This window comes from Streptomyces sp. NPDC006450 (assembly GCF_040612195.1).
Classification (GTDB): domain Bacteria; phylum Actinomycetota; class Actinomycetes; order Streptomycetales; family Streptomycetaceae; genus Streptomyces.
Genome location: NZ_JBEXPT010000038.1, coordinates 26,536 through 50,672, shown reverse-complemented (window position 1 = coordinate 50,672; position 24,137 = coordinate 26,536). Strand labels below are relative to the sequence as shown.

Below are 24,137 nucleotides of genomic sequence, written 5' to 3'. Positions count from 1 at the left end.
GCCGCCGCGGCGGCGGCAGCGGCCGCGGCGTTGCGGTGGCCGGCCCGCCGGGCCTCGATCATCGCGACGGCCCGCTCGGGCAGCCACGCCGAGGCGGTACCGCTCTCGTCTCCGCCCTCGAAGAGGTGCGGGGCGAGCTGCGCCTGCAGGTCGGCCGGGGTCGGCCGCTGCGTGGCGTCCATCTGCATGCAGGAGTCGATCAGCGGGCGGAGCTCGTCGGGGAGCCCCTCCAGGTTCGGTCCCTCGCGCAGCAGCATGAAGACCGTCTCCACCGGGTTCGCCCCGTGGTACGGCGGGTGCCCGGTGGCGGCGAAGACCAGCGTGGAGCCGAGCGAGAACACGTCGCTGGCGCCCTTGACGCTGCGCGAGTCCTTCGCCTGCTCCGGCGACATGTACGCGGGGGTGCCGACGGCGACGTTCGTCATGGTCAGGCGGGTGTTGGACACCCCGCTGGCGATGCCGAAGTCGATCACGCGCGGGCCGTCCTCGACGACGAGCACGTTGGAGGGCTTCAGGTCGCGGTGGACCAGGCCCGCCCCGTGGATGGACTGCAGCGCCTCGGCGATGCCGGCGGCGAGCCACCGTACGGCCTGGGCGGGCATGGGCCCGCACTCGTGGACGATCTCCTCCAGGGAGGGCGCCGGTACGTACGCGGTGGCCAGCCACGGCACGGCCGCGCGCGGGTCGGCGTCGACGACCGCCGCGGTGTAGAAGCCGGACACCGCACGGGCCGCCTCCACTTCACGGGTGAAGCGGACGCGGAACAGCTGGTCCTCGGCGAGCTCGGTGCGCACCGTCTTGATCGCCACCCGGCGTCCGGACGCCGACCGGGCGAGATAGACCAGCCCCATGCCGCCGGCGCCGAGCCGGCCCAGCACCTCGAAGGGGCCGATCCGTCTCGGGTCGTGCTGCGTCAGCTGCTCCACCACTCGCCTCCACACCCATCCCCGTACGGGGTCCGTCGCGGTCCCCGCTCTTCCAGCCGTCGCCGGCGCCGTCGCCTGCACGTCACCGGATGCGCGCGAGCCGCCGCGGGGCCCTGCCCCGTGCAGCGTCTCACCCCCGGGGGCCGCCCGGGTCGCGCACCCCCGATTCTGTCAGGCCCGCGCCTGGTCCGGCCCCGGCACGGCGGTCGGCTGCGCACGCGTGCGGGGAACCGCGTACCACCGCAGGGCGATTTCGTGGGTCCAGCCACCGGATCAACTCGTCGGCAGCCGGGGTAGACATGCGTCACCGCTTGACGCCGTGCACGTCTGCTCCCGCCCCTACGGAGGCCCCGCGGGCGGGGCCGACCGGTGCGTGTCGGCCGGTCGGCCCCGCCCGCGGGGGAACGCGTACAACCCCTTGGGGGTGTCGCGGGTCTAGTCCCCGTTCAGCTCGTCAAGATCCGGGGGGATCCGTGCGTCACCGTGTGACCTCAGCCGTCGTCGTCGCCACAGCAGTGCTCGGGGGCCTGGCCGTGCCGGGGTCGGTGCATGCCGCATCCGTGCCGGAGCCGGCGCAGGCCGTGTCCGGCACGTGCCCGCCGGACATGTACGCCAAGCAGGACGGATCCCTCAGCGTCCACAGCGCGCAGGACGGGACGGGTGTGCCCGAGGGCCTCGTCGTCCACCTGCGGGACAAGAAGACGGGTCTGCGCGTCGCCACCGTCGACACGTTCCGCAAGATGACCGACCCGGACGGCGTCTTCCCCGACTTCCAGCTGGTCTCGGAGCCGCTCGAGCTGGCCGCACTGGGGATGTACACGCTCGAACTCGGCTCCGACACCGCACCCGTCGCCTGCGGGGACTTCGACTACCGGCTGCGTGCGGTGGTCACCGAGGTCGACGCGGCGGACGGGGTGTCCCTCGACAACCTCAGGACCACCGTGTCGGCAAAGGTCGCCACTCTCGACCCGCGGACGGGGGCGAGCGCCCCGCTCAGGAACACCACGGTCCGCCTCTCCGGTGAGCGCACCTCGCAGGAGGCGACCACGGACGCGCGGGGCCACCTGTCCTCTCCGTTCACCTTCCGGGGGACGGAGGACCACACCGACGTGCGCGTCGACGTCCTGGACACCCCGGACATCAGCGCGGGGAGCAGCAGCGAAACCGCGCGCGCGGTCCGCCAGAAGGCCGAGATCGTCCTCGACCCCGAGTCCCGGAAGATCAAGGCCCGCTACGGATCGACGTCCAGGATCACGGGCCAGGCCGTGAGGATCGCCGCGGACGGCACGCGCAAGCCCGTCCCCGAGGGCACGCCGATGCTCGCGGATCTCACCGGCGAGCCCACGACGCGGGCGGACGGCCGGTTCGAGCGGCAGCTGCTGATGTCCCGTGGCGGCCCGGTGAAGACCACGTGGGCGGGCGGCAGGTCCCCGTGGCTCCAGTACGTGATCGCCGCCACGAAGGCCGAGGTCGTCGAGGTCAGCTACTTCACGGACGTCAAGGCCACCATCGGCGCCGCCGGCGTGACGTTCACCGGGGGCCTCGCCCACAAGCCCCTCAGCCAGACTCCCGCCCTCGTCGAGGTGCAGTACTCGGCCGACGGCAAGACGGCCTGGACGACGCGCACCGTGCTCTCCGTGGACTTCGCCACCGCCCGGTTCGACCAGACGGTGCCGGCCGAGGGGGACGGCTACTGGCGGCTCCGGTACGCCGCCGCGCCCCGCATTCAGGGCTCCGTCACCGAGCCGGTCCGGCTGACGCGGACGGCGACGGAGTTCACGAAGTTCAACGCGGCGCCGGAGCCGCTGCGCAAGGGCGAGACCTTCTTCATCAAGGGCGTCCTCCGCCACGAGACCCCGGCGAAGGCCTACGGCGGCCAGACGGTGCTGTTCTACTTCCAGCCCGCCGGCAGCCAGGACTACGTCTACAAGGGCCATTCGAAGACCACCGCGACGGGCGCCTTCGTCCACAAGTTCACGGGCGAAGGCACCGGCGCCTGGCTCGCCCGCTACCGCGACGCGGACGGCAAGCACCTCAACGCCGAGAGCCGCCGGGACGACGTCACCGTGAATCCGTAGGCCGCCGGGCCGGCAGGCCACCAGCCCGCCGGCCCGCTAGCCGCCCGTCCTCGTGCGCGGCTCCGAGAGGAGCCCGAAGACGGCGCCCTGGTTGTCCGCGACCACCGCGATGCGCCCGTACGGGGTGTCGAAGGGGTCGGCGGTGACCCGGCCGCCGAGGCGCTGCACCATCGCCACGGACTGGTCGCAGTCCGGGACGGCGAAGTACGCGAGGAAGTGCGCGGGCATGATCTCCGGGAAGGCGTCGGTGATCAGGCTGCGGCCGAGGACGGCGGTCTCCGAGCCGGGCGCCTTGCCGGGCGGGGACCAGACGCGGTACTCGATGCCCGACTCGTCGTCGTTCTGGTCCTCGGGGACGTAGCCGAAGACCTTGGCGTAGAAGACGTCCACGGCGTCGCGGGCCCGGGTGTACACCTCGGACCAGCAGTACGTGTAGGGCTCGTTCTGGGCGTCGAAGCCGTGGTGGGTGCCGGGCTGCCACAGGCCGAAGACGGCCCCGCCGGGGTCGGCGGCCATCGCGGCGGTCCCGTAGGGGCCGACCGGCATCGGATCCATCACCATCTGGCCGCCGGCGGCGCGGATGCGCTGGGCGCAGGCGTACGCGTCGGTCGTGTAGAGGTAGATCCCCCAGACGGTCGGCATCCGGCCGTCGGGCTTGGGGGCGAGGGCGGCGACGTTGCGGCCGCGGCTGTAGGCCTGGGTGTAGTGGCCGTACTCGGGTCCCGCGCCCTCGGAGAAGGTCCACCCGAAGAGCTCACCGTAGAAGCGCTTGCCGGCTTCCACGTCCGGCAGGGAGGCGTCGACCCAGCAGGGCGAGCCTTCTGCGAATGCGGCCATGAGCCCGGTTCCTTCCGTTGTGCGGGGGTGTGCAAGGGTGTGCACCCTCCGCGCACGTTCTGCCTCGCTCGCCCAGCCATGTCCTCCGGATCATGATGTGCCCGAAAACTTGTCCACAGCCTGTTGATAAGACTATTCGGGGGATACGCTTCGAACCCGGACGGCGCGCCCGGGCCGCCCGCCCGGCCGGAATCCGTCGCGACGAGGGGCCGGGAGGGGCTTACGCCCAGGCCAGGCGTCCCGTCACCCCATTTGCAGGCGGCCGAATCGCGCCCCGATCACCCCTCGGTAAGCTGACGGCATGACAGGACAAGTACGCACCGTCGACGGCCGCGTTGCCGGCCGGCGCGGTCAGGCGACGAGGCAGAAGCTGCTCGACTGCCTCAGCGAGATGCTCAGCTCCTCGCCGTACCGCGACGTCAAAGTGATCGACGTCGCCCGCAAGGCCGGCACCTCCCCCGCGACCTTCTACCAGTACTTCCCGGACGTCGAAGGCGCCGTCCTGGAGATCGCGGAGCGCATGGCCAACGAGGGTGCGCAGCTGACCTCGCTGGTCGAGGGGCGCGCGTGGGTCGGCAAGGCGGGCTGGGCTGCGGCCGAGGAACTCGTCGATGGATTCCTGGAGTTCTGGCGGCGCAACGACGCGATCCTGCGGGTCGTCGACCTCGGCGCGGCCGAGGGCGACAAGCGGTTCTACAAGATCCGCATGAAGATCCTCAACTCCGTCACCAACTCCCTCACGGAGTCGATGAAGGAGCTCCAGGCCAAGGGCAAGGTCGACAAGGACGTGAGCCCGGCGGCGATGGCCGGTTCGCTGGTCGCCATGCTCGCGGCGGTCGCCTCGCACCAGAAGGGCTTCCAGACCTGGGGCGTCAAGCAGGCGGAACTGAAGCCCAATTTGGCGCTCCTGGTCCACCTGGGCATCACGGGCAAGAAGCCCACGAAGTGAGCGGCGGACCCCCACCGGGTCCGCCGCGCCTTCGGCGGCCACCTGCGCCGCCACCCCTCCGGGACTTCCGCTACGGGACTTCCACTACGGGGACTTCCGCCGCGATCAGCGACGCTCCAGGCGGAACAACCGGATCTCGCGCTCGATGCGCGCCTGGTACGCCGCGTACGGCGGCCAGAACTTCAGCACCGCCTGCCACGCCGCCGCGCGTTCCTCACCCGCCAGCAGGCGGGCGCGTACGGCGATGTCCTGACCCTTCCAGCTCACCTCCGCGTCGGGGTTCTTGAGCAGGTTCCCGGTCCATGCCGGGTGTCCGGGGCGGCCGAAGTTCGAGCCGATCAGCACCCAGCTCGCTCCGTCCTGCTCCGGCATGCACGCGAGCGGGGTGGTGCGCGGCGCGCCGGTCTTGGCCCCCTTGGCGGTGAGGATCACGCCGGGGAGCATCTGTGCGCTGAGGATGACCTTGCCGCGGGTCAGCTTGTGCACCGCCTTGTCCATGGCGGGGATGAAGTGCGGCGCGATCTTGGCGAACAGCATGGTCGAGGAGACCTTCTGCATCAGCTTGACTCCGGGCGCCATCAGACGGCCACCTTCTCGTTCTGCGGGGCGGGGGTGGGGGCGGGCGTGGATGCGGGTGCGGATGCCGCTGCGGCCGCGGGGGTGGCGGCGCGGGCCGCGGGGGCGAACAGTCCGGCGGCTTCCGCGGCGTGGGCGCGCAGCCGGTGGACGGGGCCGAAGAGCAGTTCGTCGGCGGCCGCCCGCTTGAAGTACAGGTGCGCGTCGTGCTCCCAGGTGAAGCCGATGCCGCCGTGCAGTTGGATGGCCTCGCCGGCGGTGATCCGCAGCGCTTCCAGTGCCTGGGCCAGGGCGAGTCCGCCCTGCTGCGGGTCCCAGGCGGCGTAGTAGGCGGCGGAGCGGGCCGCCTGGACCTGTACGTAGAGGTCGGCGAGGCGGTGTTTGACCGCCTGGAACGAGCCGATGACCCGGCCGAACTGCTCGCGCTGCTGGACGTACTCCACGGTGCGGGCGAGCGCCTGCCCGGCCGCGCCGACCGCCTCGGCGGCCAGGACGGCGGCGGCGCCGCGTCCGGTGGCGGCGAGGGCTCCGGCCACGTCGGCGCCGTCGCCTCCCAGCAACTCGGCCGGTACGTCGCGCAGTTGGATCCGCCCTTGCGGGCGGGTCTCGTCCAGGGTGGTCTGCCGGGCCCGTACGAGTCCGGGTGCGTCCTCCCGTACGAGGAACAGCAGGGTGCGGCTGCGGGCGAAGCCTCCCGCGTGCGCGGCGACCAGCAGCAGCGAGGCGCCGTGCCCGTCGAGCACCTGGGCCACCTCCCCGTACAGCCGCCAGCCGCCGTCCACGGCGCGGGCCTGCACGCCGCCGGCGCGGCCGCCGCCGGCCCATTCGCCCGGGGCGTTGTCCCCGGTCAGGGCGAGGGCGGTGGCCAGGGCGGGGCCGGGTACGGCGAGTGCGGCGGTGAGTGCGCCCGCCGCGAGTGGCGGGAGCAGGGCGGAGCGCTGGGCGCCGGTCCCCAGCGCGGTGATCAGCGGCACGGCGAGTACGGCGGTGGCCAACAGCGGCGAGGGCAGCAGCACCCGCCCGGTCTCCTCGCAGGCCAGGGCCAGGTCGGCGGGGGCGCAGCCGACGCCTCCGTACTCCTCGGCCACGGCGATGCCCGGCAGTCCGAGCTGCCGGGCGAGCTGCTGCCACAGCTCGTGGTCGTATCCGGCGGCGGTGCGGACGGCGGCCTTGACCTCGTCCGGGCCGCAGCGTTTGCCCAGGATCTCGCGCAGGGTACGCCGTATCTCGTCCTGCTCCGCGGTGAAGGCGGCATCCATCGTCGGGCTCCTCCCCGTATCTGACGGGCCGTCATGTTAGGGCGGGCGGCGCCATAAGCACAGGGGGCGGACCTCCCGAAGCGGCCGAAGGGGCCCCTCTAGCATCTGACGGTACGTCAGTTGTACCGTCGCTCCATGCCTGCCACGCCTGGACCCCTCTCCGCCTCCGCCTCCGAGACCGCCGGCCCTCAGGCCCGGCCCCGCCGCCGGGTCGCCGTCGTCGGCGTCGCCCTCTCGGACTGCGGCCGGGTGGACGGCCCCACCCCGTACGCCCTGCACGCGCAGGCCGCCCGCCGGGCCCTGGCCGACTCCGGCCTCGACCGGTCGGTGATCGACGGCTTCGCCTCCGCCGGCCTCGGCATCCTGGCGCCCGTGGAGGTCGCCGAGTACCTGGGCCTGCGCCCCACCTGGGTCGACTCCACCTCGGTGGGCGGCTCCACCTGGGAGGTCATGGCCGCCCACGCCGCCGACGCCATCGCGGCCGGCCACGCCAACGCGGTCCTCCTCGTCTACGGATCCACCGCGCGCGCCGACATCAAGGCCCGCCGCCGGACCTCCAACCTCTCCTTCGGGGCGCGGGGACCGCTGCAGTTCGAGGTCCCGTACGGCCACACGCTGGTCTCCAAGTACGCGATGGCGGCACGCCGCCACATGCACGAGTACGGCACGACGCTGGAGCAGCTCGCCGAGGTGGCGGTGCAGGCGCGGACCAACGCCGCCACCAACCCGGACGCGATGTTCCGCGACCCCATCACGGTCGACGACGTGCTGTCCTCCGGGATGATCGCGGACCCCTTCACGAAGCTGAACTGCTGCATCCGCTCGGACGGCGGCTGCGCGGTCCTGCTGGCCGCGGAGGACTACGTACCGGACACGGCCAAGGAGCCCGTCTGGATCCTCGGCTCCGGCACCGCCGTCTCGCACACCACGATGTCGGAGTGGGAGGACTTCACCGTCTCCCCCGCCGCCGTCTCGGGCCGCCGGGCCTTCGACCGCGCGGGGCTCACCCCGGCGGATGTGGATCTGGCCGAAATCTACGACGCCTTCACCTACATGACACTGGTCACCCTGGAGGACCTCGGCTTCTGCGCGAAGGGCGAGGGCGGCGCATTCGTGGAGAAGGGCCGCCTGTTGAGGGACGGCGGGTTCCCGGTGAATACGGACGGCGGTGGACTCTCCGCCTGCCATCCCGGCATGCGCGGACTGTTCCTGCTGGTCGAGGCGGTGCGCCAACTCCGCGGCGAGGCAGGCGCGGGCCAAGTACGCAAACGCGGCGGAGCCCTTCCCCGGGTGGCGGTCGCCTCGGGCACCGGCGGCTGGTTCTGCTCCTCGGGGACCCTCGTTCTCGGGCGGGATTGATCTCCCCGCGGGTCCTGCTGCGTAAGCTCCCGGAGGGGCCGGCACCTCGGTGCCCACGGCCCCTACGGGGAATCTCCAGCCATCACGGGACCTGACTTGATATCGAACCTCCTGCGGCGTTCGCGCGCCGCTCTCGCCGTCACCGTCGCCACCGGCGCCCTCATCGCGGTCGGCTCGCCGGCCCAGGCCGCCGTGTCCGGACCGCCGACCACCGCCACCTCCGCCTTCCTGATGGACGGCACCACGGGGGCCACGCTCTCCAGCAAGCTCGGTGACACCAAGCGCGAGGTCGCCAGCACCACGAAGATCATGACGGCCTATGTCGTCCTCACCTCGCCGGGCCTCGACCTCAACAAGCGGGTCACGGTCCAGCAGGAGCACCTGGACTACGTCTACCGGGAGGGCGGCAGCTCGGCCGGCCTGAAGGCCGGCGCCACCCCCACCGTCCGCCGACTGCTGTACGGGATGATGCTGCCCTCGGGCTGCGACGCGGCCTACGCGCTGGCCGACACCTTCGGCTCGGGCACCACCAGGGCGGCCCGCGTCCAGTCCTTCATCGCGAAGATGAACGCCAAGGCGAAGACCCTCGGCATGACCAACACCACCTACGACAGCTTCGACGGCATCTCGCCGACCGGTGCCAACCTCACCACCGCGCGCGACCTCGCCAAGCTCACCCGCGCCGCGATGAAGGGCACCACCTTCAAGGCGATCGTGAAGACCCCCTCGTACAGCAGTGACGGAACGTCCACCTATGCCACGTGGTCGAACACCAACCTGCTGATCAAGCCCGGGAACGGCTACCAGACCCCGGGCGCCATCGGCGTCAAGACGGGGAGCGGCACCGCCGCGGGCCAGTGCCTCGTCTTCTCCGTGACCCGCAACGGCAAGACGGTCATCGGCGTCCTGCTGAAGGCCACGGACCGCTACCCGGACGCGATCAAGCTCACCGACTGGGCCCTCGGCCCGGCCGCCGGCACGACGCTCAAGCGCAGCACCACCGAGCCGATCCCGGACGTCCTCGACTGACGTCGTGACGTCGTGACGTCGTGACGTCGTGATGCCCAGACGTCCCGCCGGCACGTCCTGCTGACACATCCGGACGTCCACGGGGGCGCTCCGCCCGACCGAACAGGTCGGCCGGGGCGCCCCCGTTCGTCATCCCCCGCGGCGCGGCCGGCGGCGCGGCTCAGGTGCGCAAACGCGGCGGAACCCGCCCACAGGGAGCCATAGCCTCGGGCACGGGCGGCTGTTCCGCTCCACGGGCACCCTCATTATCGGACGGGACCGATCTCCTTGTCGGTCAGGCTGCGTAAGCTCCCGGAGGGGCCGGCACCTCGGTGCCCACACCCCCCTCGGGGAATCTCCAGCCATCACGGGAACTGACTTGATATCGAACCTGCTGCGGCGCTCCCGCGCCGCTCTCGCCATCACCGTCGCCACGGGCGCCCTCATCGCGGTCGGCGCACCGGCCGAGGCCGCCTCCGCACCCGCGACCACAGCTGCTTCGCACTTCGTCATGGACAGCGTCACGGGGAGCACGCTCTCCTCCAAGTACGGCGACACCAAGCGTCAGAGCGCCAGCACGACGAAGATCATGACGGCCTACGTCGTCCTCACCTCGTCGGGCATCGACCTGAACAAGAAGGTCACCGTCCAGCAGGCCTACCTGGACTACGTCTACCGGGAGGGCGCGAGCTCGGCCTACCTGAAGGCGGGCGCCACCCCGACCGTCCGCCAGCTGCTGTACGCGCTGATGCTGCCCTCGGGCTGCGACGCCGCCTACGCGCTGGCCGACACCTTCGGCTCGGGCACCACCAGGGCGGCCCGCGTCCAGTCCTTCATCGCCAAGATGAACGCCAAGGCGAAGGTCCTCGGCATGACCAACACCACCTACGACACCTTCGACGGCATCTCGCCGACCGGTGCCAACCTCACCACCGCGCGCGACCTCGCCAAGCTCACCCGCGCAGCGATGAAGGGCACCACCTTCAAGGCGCTCGTCAAGGCCACCTCGTACAGCAGTGGCGGTACCTCCACCGTCGCCACGTGGAAGAACACCAACCTGCTGATCCAGCCCAGCCCCACCGGGTACGGGGTCCCCGGCGCCATCGGCGTCAAGACCGGCACCGGCACGGCCGCGGGCAAGTGCATCGTCTTCTCCGCGACCCGCAACGGCAAGACGGTCATCGGCGTCCTGCTGAAGGACGAGGAGCGCTACGCGGACGCGATCAAGCTCATCGACTGGGCCGCCGGCCCGGCCACCACGTCGACGCTCCAGCGCAGCGCCACCGAGCCCATCCCGGACGTCCTCGACTGATGCCGTGACGCCCAGACGTCCTGCTGACACGTCGTACTGACTCGTCCGGACGTCCACGGGGGCGCCCCGCCCGACCGAACAGGTCGGCCGGGGCGCCCCCGTTCGTCATCCCTGAGCAGCCGCTGCCGCCGACTCGGGCGGATAGAGGTCGAGCACGATGTCGAGTCCCAGCGCCCCGACCTGCGCCAACAAGCCTGCCGGCAGGACGCAGCCTCCCTGGCCGTTCTCGCTGCCGAAGCCGAGAAGCAGCTCCAGGCAGCAGTCGGCGGACAGGCGCGCCAGCTCCTCGCGGCACCCGTCGACGAGTCCGACCAGCGCTCGGACGTGATCCGCGAGCTCGCTGGCGTCGCCCAGTCCGCTCCGTCGGATCCAGACACTGCTCTCCCGCCGCGCACCGGACGGATGACGAGGACTCATCGGGCTGCCCCGCTCGAACTGCTCGTCCGGCGCGATCCCCAGGCGCGCCGAGATCCCTCCGGCGCCGACCACTCGGCTGGTGATCCGAATCGATCCGGCCGACCACCTCGTGACCGGCCGGGCTAGCTGCATCGTCATGTCCTCTGTCACGTGGCCACGGTCGCAGGCCCGCCCTCGGTACGCGAACCCGTTCCGGGCGGACCGCTGTTCCTTCCTACGCCTCCCCGCCCTCCCCCCTCACGTGAAGCACGGAGAACGCGCACCTCGCCGTGACGGGACGGCCGTGTGGTGTTCGATGGGGCAATGACGAGCGACGTGAGCGACTTCCACACCACCTTGCACTCCCTGCGCGTCTGGGACGGCCCGCTGCCCTCCTTCGACACGTCCGCCGCACCGGCCGAGCCGCTCGAACTGTTCCGGGAGTGGTTCACGCACGCCGCCAAGGCGGGGCAGCCCGAGCCGCACACGATGAGCCTGGCGACGGTGGACGCGGACGGGCTGCCCGACGTACGGACGCTCATGCTGCACGACGCCGACGAGCGCGGCCTGCACTTCGCCTCGCACTCCACGAGCACGAAGGGCCGGCAGCTGGCCGCGCAGCCGGCGGCGGCGCTGGGCTTCTACTGGCCGGCGGTGGCGCGCCAGATCCGCATCCGGGGACGGGTCACAGCCTGCGACGCGGTGGAGAGCCGGGCCGACCTGGCGGCCCGCACGCGCGGGGCGCTGGCGGCTGCCCTGACGGGCCGGCAGAGCGAGGTGCTGACCTCCCGGGAGGAGCTGGCCGCCGCCGCGGCGGAGTCCTGGGAACGGGCCGGCGCGGAGCCGGACGCCCCGGTGCCGACGTGGACCCGGTACGTCCTGTCCCCCACGGAGATCGAGTTCTTCCAGGGAGACGCGTCCCGCCTCCACACCCGCCTCCAGTACACCCGCACCCCCACCACCCCCTGGACCCACCACCTCCTGTGGCCCTGACCAAGCCCCCCAGCCACCCGTCCCTCAAGCCGTCCGGCGCCCGGGGTCCCAAGGGCCCCGAGCACAGCCCGGCACCCCTCCCCAGCCCGTCCGGCGCTTGAGGACCGGGTCCAGGGGCGGAACCCCAGGGAGTCCGAGCACAGCCCGGCACCCCTCCCCAGCCCGTCCGGCGCTTGAGGACCGGGTCCGGGGGCGGAACCCCAGGGAGTCCGAGCACAACCCGGCACCCCTCCCCAGCCCGTCCGGCGCTTGAGGACCGGGTCCGGGCAGCGCCCGGGGAACGGGCGAAGGGCGGGTAGGGGACTCCGCCCCGCAGGGCCAAACCACCCGCAGCCGTCCCCGCCCCCGCCCCCGCCCCCGCGGGCACGGGACAGGCACGGGACGGGAACACGAGCGTGGCACTGGCACGGCACGGCAGGGCACGGCAGGGCGACGGCAGGGCCACGGCAGAAGCACCGCACAAGGCACCGCATGGCAGGCGGGCGCCCCCACCCCCACTCAGACCGCGCTGGGCGCGAAGACCGCCACCCAGACCCCCTCCGCCGCCTCCCGGAAGGCCACCACCAGGTCCATGCCCACCCGCAGCTCCGCCCCCTCCGCGCCGACGACCTCGGTCATCATCCGCGGCCCTTCCGCGAGGTCCACCACCGCCGCCACGTACGGCACCCGCTCCCCGAAGGGCGGCAGGTCGTTGCGGTGGATCACCGACCAGGTGTAGAGCGTGGCCCGCCCGCTCGCCGTCTCCCACGTCACCCGGTCCTCCCCCGCCCAGCAGGCCGGGCAGAACTCCCGCGGGTAGTGGTGCGCCTTGCCGCACTCCCCGCAGCGGCGCAGCAACAGCCGCCCCTCCGCCGCCCCGTCCCAGTAGGGCCGCGTGAAGTCGTCGATCTCCGGCAGGTCGAACCGCGCAGCCATACCGGCTCCAGTACTCACGACACCACTCCTCCGAGGCGCATCACCCATCTGACGTCCCGTCAGTTCACCGGATCCCACCCCATCCCACAAGCCCCCGCCCCCCAACGCTCCACCCACGACGCCCCGCCCACGACGCCCCGCCCGCCGCGACAGCCCACCCCACCTCCCACCACTCCCCGTAATCGATCCGCAACCGATTCCCTCCTCGTCCGAGACCCACCGCCCCCGTACGGCGATACGCTCACACCTCATGCCCGCAGTCCCCGCAGCACCCGACCTGTCCACCGAGCCCCGCCCGGTCTACGTGATCGGCGCCGGCCCCGGCGGCCTCGCCGTCGCCGCCGCGCTGCGCGCCCGCGGGGTCCGCGCGGTGGTCGTGGAGAAGTCGGAGGCGGTCGGCGCTTCGTGGCGGCGCCACTACGACCGCCTCCACCTGCACACCACGCGCCGGCTGTCCGCCCTCCCGGGGCTGGCCATGCCGCGCCGCTTCGGCCGGTGGGTGGCGCGCGAGAACGTGGTGCGCTACCTGGAGAAGTACGCCGAGTTCCACGAGCTGGAGATCGCCACCGGCATCGAGGTGACCCGCGTCGAGCCCTCCGCGGACTCCCTCCCCGACGCCCCCGGCTGGACCCTGCACGCCACCGGCGGCCGCGTGATGGCGGCCCGTGCGGTCGTGGTCGCGACCGGGTTCAACCACACTCCCCTCCTCCCCGACTGGCCGGGCCTGGACACCTATCCCAACCCCCTCGCCCACGCCGCCGAGTACCGCAACCCCGCCCCGTACGCCGGACAGGACGTCCTCGTCGTCGGCGTCGGCAACACCGGCGCCGAGATAGCGGTCGACCTCGCCGAAGGCGGCGCCGCCCGGGTCCGGCTCGCGGTGCGCACGGCCCCGCACATCCTGCGCCGCTCCACCGCCGGCTGGCCCGCGCAGCGGACCGGGATCCTGGTCCGGCGCCTGCCCGTCCGGCTCGTCGACCGGCTCGGTGCGATCGTCGGCAAGGCCTCCGTCCCGGACCTGTCCGCGTACGGACTCCCGCGCCCCACGACCGGCCTGTACAGCAGGGTCAAGCAGGGGGCGATCCCGCTCCAGGACGTCGGCCTGATCGACGCGGTCCGCACGGGCCGGGTGAAGCCCGTGGCCGCCGTCGCGTCCTTCGACGGGGCCGAGGTGGTCCTCGCGGACGGCTCGCGGATCACCCCGGACGCGGTGATCGCGGCCACCGGCTACCGCCGCGCCCTGGAGGGCCTGGTCGGCGACCTCGACGTCCTGGACGACCGGGGCCGCCCCCGTACGCACGGCGCCCACACCCCGCCCCACGCCCCGGGCCTCTATTTCACCGGGTTCACCAACCCCATCAGCGGCAACATCCGCGAACTGGCCCTGGACGCGGAGAAGATCGCCAAATCCATCGCCCGCACGGCCGGCCCGTAAGCCCCCTCCCGCCCTCTTTCCCCCCACCCCCCCACCCCCGCACCAGGCCCGTTGTCAGTGGCCTGGTGCAGCATCGGTACGTCGAACCGTCGACGGAAACCTGGGGGATCATCATGTCGATCGCGAACCGGCACGTGGCAGCCCGCTCCTTCCTGAAGCCGCTCTACGGGGACGCGTACTACCCCGATCACGTCCTCGACAAGGGCCGGGCCATCCTGCTCCGCCTGTGCGCGCGCATCGAGGCCGAGCAGCCCTCGGACCTGGCCGCGCTGTACGCGCTGACGGGGGCGGCGACCGAGGAGTTCAACCTGCTGGAGGCGGATTTCGAGGCCGCGGGGAGCGAAATCGAGACCGTGGCGCGCGAGGAAATAGCCGAGGACTTCGCGTTCGTGGCCTCGGCGTACGGATTCGCGGACGCGGACGTCGAGGCGCTCATCGCCCCCCGGGAGTGGTGAGCGGCACCTGGAGCGGCGGGGCCGGACGGCCGGCGGCGACCGCCGCCACCCGGCCACCCCAGACCCCCTGACCTCGGCCGAATACTGGTCTGGACCGGCTCCCGGCGATCTGCGACCGTTCCCTGGACGACACCGGAGCCACGCCGGACACCACGCCGGACGTCATGGCGAAAGGCCGCCCGGAACCCACCCGGGACCCTTCCGGGGTGTTCCCGGAAGCCGGGCCGCGGGCGTTCCACACATCACCTCCACCAGCTTTCCTGTGCATCCCTGTTCCTGACGGCACGTCAGTTCAGTAATCTGACTACGCGTCAGTTATTGAGATTCGTCGAGGTTCATCGAGCAGGAGCGGGCGGAACGATGCTTGGATCTACTCACGGCACCCTCACCACCGACTTCCGCGCACGTGTCGAGGCCTGCGGGGAGACCCCCAGGACGGCCGTCCACTCCACAGCGGCTCCGTCCGCCGAGGACACGGTCGCACTGGACGTCAGCGGTCGGCCCCTGCACGCCGACGCCCCCGACCTGGACCGGTTCTTCCGGCCCGAGTCCGTGGCGGTCATCGGCGCCTCGGACGCCGACGGCAGACCGAACACCGGCATCACCCGCCAGCTCATCGCCTGGGCGGAACGCGTGGGTGCCCGGCTGCACCCCGTACACCCCACCCGGGCCACGGTCTTCGGGCTGCCGTGCCACGCCTCCGTGGCCGATCTGCCCGAGCAGGTGGACCTGGCCGTCCTCCTCGTGGCCGATCCGCTGCCCGTCGTGGAGCAGCTCGCCGAGGCCAAGGTGAAGTTCGCCGTCGCCTTCGCCTCCGGCTTCGCCGAGACCGGAGACGAGGGCGCCGCCGCGCAGGCCCGCCTCGGCGCCGCCGTACGGCAGTCGGGGCTGCGCCTGCTGGGCCCCAACACGAACCTCAACGCCTTCGAGAAGTTCCGCGAGGACCTCGACGGCCCGGCCATCGCGCTGATCACCCAGTCCGGCCACCAGGGCCGGCCGGTCTACACCCTCCAGGAGCTGGGCATCCGCCTCTCCCACTGGGCGCCCACCGGCAACGAGGCCGACCTCGAAACCTCCGACTTCATCTCCTACTTCGCCGAGCAGCCCGAGGTCGGGGCCATCGCCTGCTACGTGGAGGGCCTCAAGGACGGCCGGCAGTTCCTCCTCGCCGCCGACCGGGCCGCCCGCAACGGCGTGCCCGTCGTCGCCGTCAAGGTCGGCCGCACGGAGACCGGCGCCCGCATGGCCGCCTCGCACACCGGGAAGCTGACCGGCGCGGACACCGTCGTGGACGCCGCCATGCGGCAGTTCGGCGTCATCCGGGTCGACGGACTGGACGAACTCCAGGACACCGCGGCCCTCCTCGCCCGGGCCCGCAAGCCGCTCGCCGACGGGGTCGTCGTCTACTCCATCTCCGGCGGCACCGGCGCCCACTTCTCCGACCTGGCGACCGAGGCGGGGCTCAGCATCCCCACCCTCTCCCAGGCCAAGCAGGACGAGCTGCACCAGTGGATCCCGGAGTACCTGGGCGTCTCCAACCCCGTGGACAACGGCGGCCACCCCGTCGGCGACTGGCGCGGCCGCAAGATCATCGACGCGATCCTCGCGGACCCCTCCGTAGGCGTCCTGATCTGTCCGATCACGGGCCCCTTCCCTCCCATGAGCGACAAGCTCGCGCAGGACCTGGTGGACGCGGCCGAGCAGACCGACAAGCTGGTCTGCGTGATCTGGGGCTCCCCGGTCGGCACGGAGGAGGCCTACCGCACCACGCTCCTCGGCTCCTCCCGGGTCGCGACCTTCCGCACCTTCGGCAACTGCATCACCGCCGTCCGCGCGTACCTCGGCCACCACCGCTTCACCACCGCCTACCGCTCCCCCTTCGAGGACGCCCCCCGCACCACCTCGCCCTCCTTCCGCAAAGCCCAGGCCCTCATGCGCCCGGGCCAGCAGCTCAGCGAACACGCGGCGAAGCAGCTCCTGCGCGCCTACGGGATACGGGTGCCCAGGGAGCAGCTCGTGACCAGCGCGGCCGCGGCGGTACGGGCGGCCGGGCTGGTCGGCTACCCGGTGGTCATGAAGGCCTCGGGCCCGCAGCTCGCGCACAAGACCGAGCTGGGACTGGTGAAGATCGGCCTGACCTCGGCCAGCCAGATCCGCGACGCCTACCGCGAGCTGACGGACATCGCACGCTACGAGAACGTCCCGCTGGACGGGATCCTCGTCTGCCAGATGGTGGAGCGCGGCGTCGAGATGGTCGTCGGAGTCACCCAGGACGAGCTCTTCGGCCCCACGGTGACGGTGGGGCTGGGCGGGGTCCTGGTGGAGGTGCTGCACGACGTGGCCGTACGGGTGCCGCCGTTCGGCGAGGACCAGGCGCGGGCGATGCTGGGGGAACTCCGCGGGTACGCACTGCTGGAGGGCGTACGGGGAGCGCCCCCCGCCGACGTCGACGCGCTGGTGGAGGTCATCCTCCGGGTCCAGCGGATGGCGATGGAACTGGGCGACGATCTCGCCGAGCTGGACATCAACCCGCTGATGGTCCTCCCCCGGGGCCAGGGAGCAGTGGCGCTGGATGCCCTCGCCATCTGCCGCTGACCCCGCCCACCGCGCGGGCCGTACCCGGCCCCGGGTCCCGTCCCCCGGTACACCGCTGCGCGGGCCGGAATCCCCTACCCGCCCTTCCACCGTTCCCCGGGCCGGCCCGGACCCGGTCCTCACGCCGGACCGGCTCGAAGAGGGGGCCCCGTGCCCCGCAGCCCCGCACCCCTCCCGCCCCCTCCCCTCCCACCCCACCCCACCCCACGAACGGGAGCCCCCATGCCCCTCACCCCCGAGGACGAAGTCCTCCACCGCTTCGAGAGCGGCGTCTCCTGGATCACGCTCAACCGGCCGGAGGCCATGAACGCCGTCACCTGGGACCAGCGCGAGCGCGTCATCGCACTGCTCGCCGAAGCCTCCGCCGACCCCGACGTGCGGGCCGTCGTCATCACCGCCACCGGCAAGGGCTTCTGCGCGGGCGCCGACCTGCGCGGGGCTCCGGCCGCCCCGGCGGAGCGGGTCGCCGGGGACGTGGCCCGCATGATCCGGCTCGGCGCGCAGCGCCTGATCACGGCCGTGCTCGACTGCGAGAAGCCGGTCCTCGCCGCCGTGAACGGCACCGCAGCCGGCATCGGCGCACACCTCGCGCTCGCCTGCGACCTGGTCATCGCCGCCGAACCGGCCCGTTTCATCGAGGTGTTCGTCCGGCGCGGCCTGGTCCCCGACGGCGCAGGCGCGTACCTGCTCCCCCGCCTCCTCGGTCCGCAGAAGGCGAAGGAGCTGATGTTCTTCGGGGACGCCGTCCCCGCCGCCGAGGCCGAGCGGCTCGGCCTGGTGAACAAGGTGGTGCCCGCCGAGGCCCTGGAGGAGACCGCCCGGGAGTGGGCGGAGCGCCTCGCGCAGGGCCCCACCCGCGCCCTGGCCCTGACGAAGCAGCTGGTCAACGCCTCCCTGGACAGTGACCGGGCGACGGCGCTCGCCGCCGAAGCCACCGCCCAGGAGCTCAACATGACCACGGCCGACGCGAACGAGGGGGTCGCCAGCTTCGTGGAGCGCCGCACCCCGAAGTACCTCGGCCGGTAGCCACACCACCCGCACCTACATCCGCGGGTCCGGAGTGAGCAGGGCGAACACCGCTCCCGTCGGGTCCGCGGTCCACGCCATCCGGCCGACCTCCGGGACGTCGGCGGCGGGCATGAGGACCGAGCCCCCGCCGCCCCGGACGGCGGCTACGGTCGCATCCACGTCGGCGACGTTGAAGTACGGCACCCAGCGCGGTACTTCGTTCGCCCCGGCGCCCTGGCCGGCGCCGTCGCCCTGCGGTGCGACTCCGCCGAAGGAGCCGTCCTCCTGGTCCCCGTCGGCGATGCTCAGCACCCGGTAGGTCATCCCGGGTGCTTCCATCTCGGCGGAGCGCCACCCGAAGACGCCGGCGTAGAACTCGACGGCCGCGACCGGGTCGGGGGCGTGCAGTTCCGCCCAGACCAGGCTGTTCACTGCGGAGGTCAGCCCCAGCCCCGGGGTCTTCCCCGGCTGCCAGCACGCGAACTCCGCACCCTGCGGGTCGGTGAACTGCGCCAGCCAGCCCTCGCCCATGACGTCCCCGGGCTCCATGCGCACGACTCCGCCACCCGCCTTGACGGCGGCGGTCGTCTCCTGGATGTCCGGGGTGTTGAAGTGCAGCATCCACGCCGGGGTGGCGCCCTCCTCGGTGAGCGGCCCCAGCGCGGCGACGGTCTTGCCGTCGACCTGGAAGAAGCCGTAGCCGCCCGTTTCCGGGCCGAGGGAGACGTACTCCCAGCCGAAGACGCCGGTGTAGAACGAGACGGCCCCGTCGGTGTCGGGGCTCCCGAGGTCGAGCCAGTTGGGCGATCCCTTGCGGAAATCGGTGCCGAGCATGAGGTTCCTCCTGTGCGTGCGCCGCTGCGGGGCGGTTCCTGCCTCCGGTCCCCCGCCACGATGCCGAGCCGGTCCGCGGCCCGCGCCCCAGGGGGCTCCGCACGGCGGCGGATTCACCCGTACGGCCGCGCCAGACACCACCACCGGCCACCACCGGCCACCGGCCCTACCGCGCCCGCTTCCGCAGGATGCGCACGTCCCCACCGTCCGGGTCGCCGACCAGCACGAACAGCTGCGGCTCCTCCGCCGTGCCCGCCACCCGCCAGTACAGCGAGGCGTCCTCGCACTCCGCGACGGACAGGCTCACGCCCGCCCCCTGACCACCGGCCCCCCTGGCCTCCTCCCAGGTCCCGCGCCCCGAGCAGCGCCCCGTTTCGCCGAACCCGTCGTCCACCGGCAGGTCCGCCGCCGCGGCCCCGCCGTGCGCGTCGAGTTCCAGGCGGATGCCGCTGCCGGTCCACACGCCGGCGTAGTCGGAGCTCTCCAGGACCGGAGGCTGGTACGGAGGCATGAGGAGGCCCGCGACGAAGGCGGCGGGTACCGCGATCACGGTCACCGCCAGCGTCCACAGCCGCACCCGGGTCTTCGTCCGCTGCCGCATCCGCGCGTACACCGCGACCCCTGCGGGGAGCACCCCTGTGGCCGCGATCCAGCCCCACGTGGCGGCGTACGAGCTGCGGGTCAGCAGGGCCACCGGCACTGCGTACGCGCCCGCGAGGAGGACCAGTACCGGCAGGGCCCACCGGGGCGCGGAGATCCGGGTGCGCACGCCCACGGTGTTCGAGAGCGCCATCAGGGGGGTGGTGAAGAGCGTGCCGTGCACCCAGCCCGCCGCGAACGCCAGCGGCGGGAGGAAGACGCATCCGAAGGCCACCTCGAGGATGAGGCCGAGGGCGAACGTCCCGTAGCCCACGCCGTACGCGTCGCTCTCGCCCGGAGCGACCCACCAGAACAGCACCCCGACGAGGAACTGCGCCCCGGCGACGGTTCCCGCACCGGGCGCGATGCCGCCCCAGGAGCGTCCGCTCCGCGGCGCGACGGCCACGTGGTTCGACATGCCGAGCCCCCGTCCCCACTCTATTGAACACGTTCAATTGATGTGGACCCTACACTCCCCTTCCCATCTGACGAACCGTCAGCTTCAATCGCTGATGTGATGGGACACGCAGGGATGGCGGCCACCGTCGTCCGATACCTCAGATCAGTCGGCTCCCTCCCCTCCGCCGCCGCGGAGCCCGGGACCGAGCCCGTCGAAGCACTGCCCCGCCCCGATCTGCGGGCCGTCGGCGAAGACGAGCGCGCGCCCGTCAGCCCCGCCGAATTCCGCAACGTACTGGGGAACTTCGCCAGCGGGGTCACGATCATCACGTCCCCGCCCGGCGAGGACGAGGACGGGCCGGCGGGCTTCGCCTGCCAGTCCTTCGCCTCGCTCTCCCTCGACCCGCCGCTGGTGACCTTCATGGTGGCCCGCACGTCGACCACCTGGCCCCGCATCGCGCGCACCGGGGTGTTCTGCGTGAACATCCTCGGCGCCGAACAGGGCGAGCTGTGCCGGGCCTTCGCCGTCAGCGGCGCCGACAAGTTCGCCGGGGTCGCCCACACCCCGGCCCCCGCCACGGGATCGCCGCAGCTCGACGCGGTGCCCGCCTGGATCGACTGCCGGATCCACGCCGTGCACACCGGCGGCGATCACCTCATCGTGGTGGGGAAGGTCGAGGCCATGGGCGCGGCCGGCGAGGGCGAGCCCCTCCTCTTCCACAAGGGCCGCTTCGGCCGCTTCACCGGCTGACGGCCGCCGCACCGGAGCGCACGCCCCCGCCGCTATCCTGCGGATCTCGAACGGGCGGGGGGCCATGAAAGACGTGTACGAGCCGGGTCGCAGCCGGTGGACCGGCATCACGGGCTGGCTGATGGTGGCCAGTGCGATCGGCGCGATCGCCTGCGCTCTGACCCCGGTGTCCCCGTACCCGCCGCTGACCGCCGAGCTGGCCTTCGCCGGAGCCTCCGCCGTCTTCGCGTGCTGCTGGGTCGTGGCCTCGTACCGGGCCCGGGTCGGCTGGTTGGACAAGCCGTCGCCGCCGGCCGGCCCCGAGCGCGGGGCCCGCGTCCTGCCCTGGATCTTCGCCATCGGCGTGCCGCTCGCGGTCGCGGGCGCCCTCGTGGTGCTGTGCACCGGCTCCAGCGAGTACGGCAAGAGGATCGAGCGGCTGGAGCGGGCCGGGTACGACGAGCGCACGGTGGAGATCGTCCGGCTGAACGGTGAACCGGTGCGCACGCCGCCCTCCGAGGACAGCGACGGCTGGTACGAGACGGACCTGGTCGTCCGCGTCCCCTTCGAGAGCGGGCCCCGGGACGTCGTCCTGGAGCGGTACGACACCACCCGCTTCCCGGAACCCGGAATGCGGGTGGACGCCTACTTCGCCCCCGCCCACCCCGAGGAGGGCGTGGCCGAATACACCGACATGGGCCAGGCCTGGTTCCTCGTCGGCGGCTTCGTGATGGTCTTCGCCGTGCCCTTCTTCGGCATCGCGTGCGCCGTCACCAAGTCGTACATGGACGTCTCGGACCTCCGGTACCTGCGCCGCTTCCGCCCGGGCCTCCACCTGCCGGCCCTCGCGATCCTGCTGTGCGGGCTGCTCCTGCTGCTGCCGGTCGCCCTCGAATTCGAGGTCGACGGCTACAACCGGCTGCCCGCCTTCCTCGCCGGCCTGACGCCGGTACTGGCCCTGACCTGGGTGGTGAATCGGCGGTACTGACACACACCGTGGCCGGCCCCGCTCAGGGTGAGGAGGGGCCGGCCGCGGGTGCAGCGGGTCGAGCGGGCCCAGCTGGGGCAGCACGCCCAGTGGGCCCGGCGCCTCAGAACGTGAGGACCCCGCGCGCCACCCGCCCGTGGTGGGCGTCGTCCACGGCCTTGGCGAAGTCCTCGACCGGGTAGACCTCCGTCACCAGCTCGTCGAGCAGCAGCCTGCCCTGCCGGTAGAGCTCCGCGTAGAGCGCGATGTCCCGCTGCGGGCGCGAGGACCCGTACCGGCAGCCCATGATCGTCTTGTCCAGGTACATGGACGAGACCTGGAAGGCGGCCTCCTCCGTGAAGCCGGGCACGCCGAGCAGGACCGCCTGTCCGTGCCGGTCCAGCAGGTCGATCGCCTGGCGGATCAGCTTGACGTTGCCCACGCACTCGAAGGCGTGGTCCGCGCCCGTCGGCAGGATCTCCTTCACGGCCGCCGAGGAGTCCGCCACCGCCGAGGCGTCGATGAAGTGCGTGGCGCCGAACTGCCGGGCCACCGCCTCCTTCGCCGGGTTCGCGTCGACCGCCACGATGGTGGTGGCGCCCGCGATCCGCGCGCCCTGGAGCACGTTCAGCCCGATGCCGCCGGTGCCGATGACCAGCACCGTCTCACCCCGGTCCACCTTGGCCCGGTTCAGTACGGCGCCCACGCCCGTCAGGACCCCGCAGCCGATCAGTGCGGCCGAGGTCAGCGGGATGTCCCGGGGGATCTTCACGGCCTGCACGGCCTTGACGATGGTCCGTTCCGCGAAGGCCGAGTTGGACGCGAACTGGTAGAGCGGCTTGCCGGCCCGCGAGAACGGCTGCCCCGGCATCCCGATCGCCTTGCGGCACATCGTCGGCCGGCCGCGGTCGCAGTCCGCGCACGCCCCGCAGTTGGCGAGCGTGGACAGCGAGACGTGGTCGCCGGGCACCACGTGCGTGACCCCGGACCCGACCGCCTCCACGACGCCCGCGCCCTCGTGCCCGAGGACCACCGGCGGCGGGAACGGGATGGTCCCGTCGATCACCGACAGATCGCTGTGGCACAGCCCGGCCGCCGCTATCGCGACCAGCACCTCCCCCGGCCCCGGGTCCCGGATCTCCAGATCGTCGACCACCTGGGCCTGCTTGCCGTCGAATACGACGCCTCTCACCTGGACTCCTTAGGCAGGCCGAGCACGCGCTCGGCGATGATGTTGCGCTGGATCTCGTCCGAGCCGCCGTAGATCGTGTCGGCACGGGTGAACAGGAACAGCCGCTGCTCCTCGTCGAGTCCGCGTTCGTACGGGATCCCCTGCGACCAGTGCCCCGGCCCGGCCGTGGCCACCGCGCCCCGGACCTCCACCGCCAGCTCGCCGAGCCGCCGGTGCCAGCCGCCCCACAGCAGCTTGGCCACGCTGGGCGCGCCCGGGTCCCCGCCGGCGGCGCCCAGGGTCCGCAGCGCGTTCCACCGCATCGTGCGCAGCTCGGCCCACTGCCGTACGAGGCGTTCGCGCAGGACGGGGTCGCCGGAGCCCGCGGCCACGTACGCCCGGACCACCCGCTCCAGTTCGGCCGCGAAGCCGATCTGCTGGACGAGCGTGGACACCCCGCGCTCCAGCGCGAGCAGTCCCATGGCCACGGACCAGCCGTTGCCCTCCCCGCCCACGATCTCGGCGGCGACCGCACCGTCGAAGAACACCTCGTTGAACTCGGAGGTCCCCGACATCTGCCGGATCGGGCGGACCTCGACCCTGCCCGGCTGGTCCATGCGGACCAGGAGGAAGGACAGCCCGCGGTGCCGCTCGGACCCGGCCACGGTGCGCGCCAGGACGAAGCACCAGTCGGCGTCCTGGGCGAGCGAGGTCCAGATCTTCTGCCCGGTGACCCGGTACGGCCCGGTCCCGCCTCCGCCCGCGTCCCGTACCGCCGTCGTACGGATTCCCGCGAGGTCGGAACCGGCGCCCGGTTCGGAGTACCCCTGGCACCAGAGCTCCTCGCCGCGGGCGATGCCGGGGAGGAAGCGGGCCCGCTGCTCCGGGGAGCCGTAGGCGATCAGCGTCGGCGCGAGGAGGTTCTCGCCGATGTGGCCGACCCGGGCGGGGGCGCGCGCGGCTGCGTACTCCTCGGCCCACACCACCTGCCCGGTGAGGGAGAGGCGCCGGTTGCCGTAGGCGTCGTCCTCCCCCGTCTCCCAGCCCTGGCCGATCCAGCCGGCGCGGCCCAGCTCGCGCTCCCAGGCCCGCCGGACCTCGACGCCCTCGTGCTCGCTGCCGGGGCCACCGAGGCCGATGGCCTCCTCGTACGGCCCCGTGAGGTGCTCCGCCAGCCACTCCCGGGCGTGGCCGCGCAGCGCCTCGTCCTCCTCGTCGAAGCCGAAGTCCATGGTCAGTGCCCCCTCGGGTCCTGTCCGGCCGCTGGGCCGTCTCTTCCGCCGCGGCATGCGCACA

The 24,137-nt window shown here is 72.7% G+C and carries 22 protein-coding genes; 12 read left to right on the top strand and 10 right to left on the bottom strand.

What is annotated here, in order from left to right:
- Positions 1 to 929 (bottom strand): serine/threonine-protein kinase (locus tag ABZY57_RS14840; protein ID WP_356511790.1); only part of this gene is annotated, 929 nt, incomplete at its 3' end.
- Positions 930 to 1,411: 482 nt separating this feature from the next.
- Here ABZY57_RS14840 and ABZY57_RS14835 point away from each other — a divergent pair.
- The gene (locus tag ABZY57_RS14835) at positions 1,412 to 3,004 is read left to right on the top strand and encodes a hypothetical protein (protein ID WP_356511788.1); all 1,593 of its coding nucleotides are present in this window, start codon (positions 1,412 to 1,414) and stop codon (positions 3,002 to 3,004) included.
- A 36-nt stretch (positions 3,005 to 3,040) separates the two neighbouring features.
- On the opposite strand, the gene ABZY57_RS14830 is transcribed toward ABZY57_RS14835, so the two are convergent.
- The gene (locus ABZY57_RS14830) at positions 3,041 to 3,841 is read right to left on the bottom strand and encodes a VOC family protein (protein ID WP_356511787.1); all 801 of its coding nucleotides are present in this window, start codon (positions 3,839 to 3,841) and stop codon (positions 3,041 to 3,043) included.
- Positions 3,842 to 4,142: 301 nt separating this feature from the next.
- Between ABZY57_RS14830 and ABZY57_RS14825 the strand changes: the two genes are divergently transcribed.
- Positions 4,143 to 4,790, top strand: coding sequence for a TetR family transcriptional regulator (locus tag ABZY57_RS14825; RefSeq protein WP_250742709.1), 648 nt, complete (start codon positions 4,143 to 4,145; stop codon positions 4,788 to 4,790).
- 105 nt (positions 4,791 to 4,895) lie between these two features.
- Here ABZY57_RS14825 and ABZY57_RS14820 read toward each other — a convergent pair whose 3' ends face one another.
- A complete protein-coding gene (locus ABZY57_RS14820; RefSeq protein WP_356511784.1) occupies positions 4,896 to 5,369 on the bottom strand; it encodes a nitroreductase family deazaflavin-dependent oxidoreductase in 474 nt (157 codons plus the stop codon).
- Positions 5,369 to 6,625, bottom strand: a complete 1,257-nt coding sequence (locus tag ABZY57_RS14815; RefSeq protein WP_356511782.1) for an acyl-CoA dehydrogenase family protein — start codon at positions 6,623 to 6,625, stop codon at positions 5,369 to 5,371. The genes ABZY57_RS14820 and ABZY57_RS14815 overlap by 1 nt, the downstream gene beginning before the upstream one ends.
- Positions 6,626 to 6,760: 135 nt before the next feature.
- Here ABZY57_RS14815 and ABZY57_RS14810 point away from each other — a divergent pair, with 135 nt between their 5' ends.
- From ABZY57_RS14810 to ABZY57_RS14800, 3 genes are all read left to right on the top strand, one after another.
- A complete protein-coding gene (locus ABZY57_RS14810) occupies positions 6,761 to 7,984 on the top strand; it encodes an acetyl-CoA acetyltransferase (protein ID WP_356511780.1) in 1,224 nt (407 codons plus the stop codon).
- A gap of 96 nt (positions 7,985 to 8,080) precedes the next feature.
- Complete coding sequence (locus tag ABZY57_RS14805; RefSeq protein WP_356511778.1) at positions 8,081 to 9,013, top strand: serine hydrolase; 933 nt, start codon at positions 8,081 to 8,083, stop codon at positions 9,011 to 9,013.
- A 358-nt stretch (positions 9,014 to 9,371) separates the two neighbouring features.
- The gene (locus ABZY57_RS14800) at positions 9,372 to 10,304 is read left to right on the top strand and encodes a serine hydrolase (RefSeq protein ID WP_356511776.1); all 933 of its coding nucleotides are present in this window, start codon (positions 9,372 to 9,374) and stop codon (positions 10,302 to 10,304) included.
- A gap of 105 nt (positions 10,305 to 10,409) precedes the next feature.
- On the opposite strand, the gene ABZY57_RS14795 is transcribed toward ABZY57_RS14800, so the two are convergent.
- On the bottom strand, positions 10,410 to 10,871 hold the full coding sequence (locus ABZY57_RS14795; RefSeq protein WP_356511775.1) for a DUF4279 domain-containing protein: 462 nt from the start codon (positions 10,869 to 10,871) through the stop codon (positions 10,410 to 10,412).
- Positions 10,872 to 11,024: 153 nt separating this feature from the next.
- On the opposite strand from ABZY57_RS14795, the gene ABZY57_RS14790 reads away from it, so the two are divergent.
- Entirely contained in the window at positions 11,025 to 11,693 is a 669-nt protein-coding gene (locus ABZY57_RS14790) for a pyridoxal 5'-phosphate synthase (protein WP_356511773.1), read from the top strand.
- A gap of 498 nt (positions 11,694 to 12,191) precedes the next feature.
- Here ABZY57_RS14790 and ABZY57_RS14785 read toward each other — a convergent pair whose 3' ends face one another.
- A complete protein-coding gene (locus tag ABZY57_RS14785; RefSeq protein ID WP_356511797.1) occupies positions 12,192 to 12,608 on the bottom strand; it encodes a Zn-ribbon domain-containing OB-fold protein in 417 nt (138 codons plus the stop codon).
- Between the two features lie 250 nt (positions 12,609 to 12,858).
- On the opposite strand from ABZY57_RS14785, the gene ABZY57_RS14780 reads away from it, so the two are divergent.
- The 4 genes from ABZY57_RS14780 (at position 12,859) to ABZY57_RS14765 (ending at position 18,119) form a co-directional block, all read left to right on the top strand.
- Entirely contained in the window at positions 12,859 to 14,043 is a 1,185-nt protein-coding gene (locus ABZY57_RS14780; RefSeq protein WP_356511771.1) for an NAD(P)/FAD-dependent oxidoreductase, read from the top strand.
- 113 nt (positions 14,044 to 14,156) lie between these two features.
- On the top strand, positions 14,157 to 14,498 hold the full coding sequence (locus ABZY57_RS14775) for a DUF5713 family protein (protein WP_356511769.1): 342 nt from the start codon (positions 14,157 to 14,159) through the stop codon (positions 14,496 to 14,498).
- Positions 14,499 to 14,858: 360 nt separating this feature from the next.
- Positions 14,859 to 17,093: an acetate--CoA ligase family protein gene (locus tag ABZY57_RS14770; protein ID WP_356511767.1), complete on the top strand. Its 2,235-nt coding sequence runs from the start codon at positions 14,859 to 14,861 to the stop codon at positions 17,091 to 17,093.
- Positions 17,094 to 17,315: 222 nt separating this feature from the next.
- Complete coding sequence (locus tag ABZY57_RS14765; RefSeq protein WP_356511765.1) at positions 17,316 to 18,119, top strand: enoyl-CoA hydratase-related protein; 804 nt, start codon at positions 17,316 to 17,318, stop codon at positions 18,117 to 18,119.
- A 15-nt stretch (positions 18,120 to 18,134) separates the two neighbouring features.
- Here the strand turns inward: ABZY57_RS14765 and ABZY57_RS14760 are convergent, their stop codons facing one another.
- Both ABZY57_RS14760 and ABZY57_RS14755 read right to left on the bottom strand, forming a co-directional pair.
- Positions 18,135 to 18,935, bottom strand: a complete 801-nt coding sequence (locus ABZY57_RS14760) for a VOC family protein (protein WP_356511763.1) — start codon at positions 18,933 to 18,935, stop codon at positions 18,135 to 18,137.
- Positions 18,936 to 19,101: 166 nt separating this feature from the next.
- Positions 19,102 to 19,992, bottom strand: coding sequence for a hypothetical protein (locus tag ABZY57_RS14755; RefSeq protein ID WP_356511761.1), 891 nt, complete (start codon positions 19,990 to 19,992; stop codon positions 19,102 to 19,104).
- A gap of 114 nt (positions 19,993 to 20,106) precedes the next feature.
- Here ABZY57_RS14755 and ABZY57_RS14750 point away from each other — a divergent pair, with 114 nt between their 5' ends.
- Both ABZY57_RS14750 and ABZY57_RS14745 read left to right on the top strand, forming a co-directional pair.
- Positions 20,107 to 20,724 carry a flavin reductase family protein gene (locus ABZY57_RS14750; RefSeq protein ID WP_356511795.1) on the top strand — a complete coding sequence of 206 codons (618 nt, stop codon included), beginning with the start codon at positions 20,107 to 20,109 and terminating at the stop codon, positions 20,722 to 20,724.
- A gap of 64 nt (positions 20,725 to 20,788) precedes the next feature.
- Positions 20,789 to 21,691, top strand: coding sequence for a hypothetical protein (locus ABZY57_RS14745; RefSeq protein WP_356511759.1), 903 nt, complete (start codon positions 20,789 to 20,791; stop codon positions 21,689 to 21,691).
- 103 nt (positions 21,692 to 21,794) lie between these two features.
- On the opposite strand, the gene ABZY57_RS14740 is transcribed toward ABZY57_RS14745, so the two are convergent.
- Entirely contained in the window at positions 21,795 to 22,862 is a 1,068-nt protein-coding gene (locus ABZY57_RS14740; protein WP_356511757.1) for a Zn-dependent alcohol dehydrogenase, read from the bottom strand.
- Positions 22,859 to 24,073: an acyl-CoA dehydrogenase family protein gene (locus ABZY57_RS14735; protein ID WP_356511755.1), complete on the bottom strand. Its 1,215-nt coding sequence runs from the start codon at positions 24,071 to 24,073 to the stop codon at positions 22,859 to 22,861. Before ABZY57_RS14735 ends, ABZY57_RS14740 begins: the two co-directional genes overlap by 4 nt.
- Between the last annotated feature and the right edge of the window lie 64 nt (positions 24,074 to 24,137).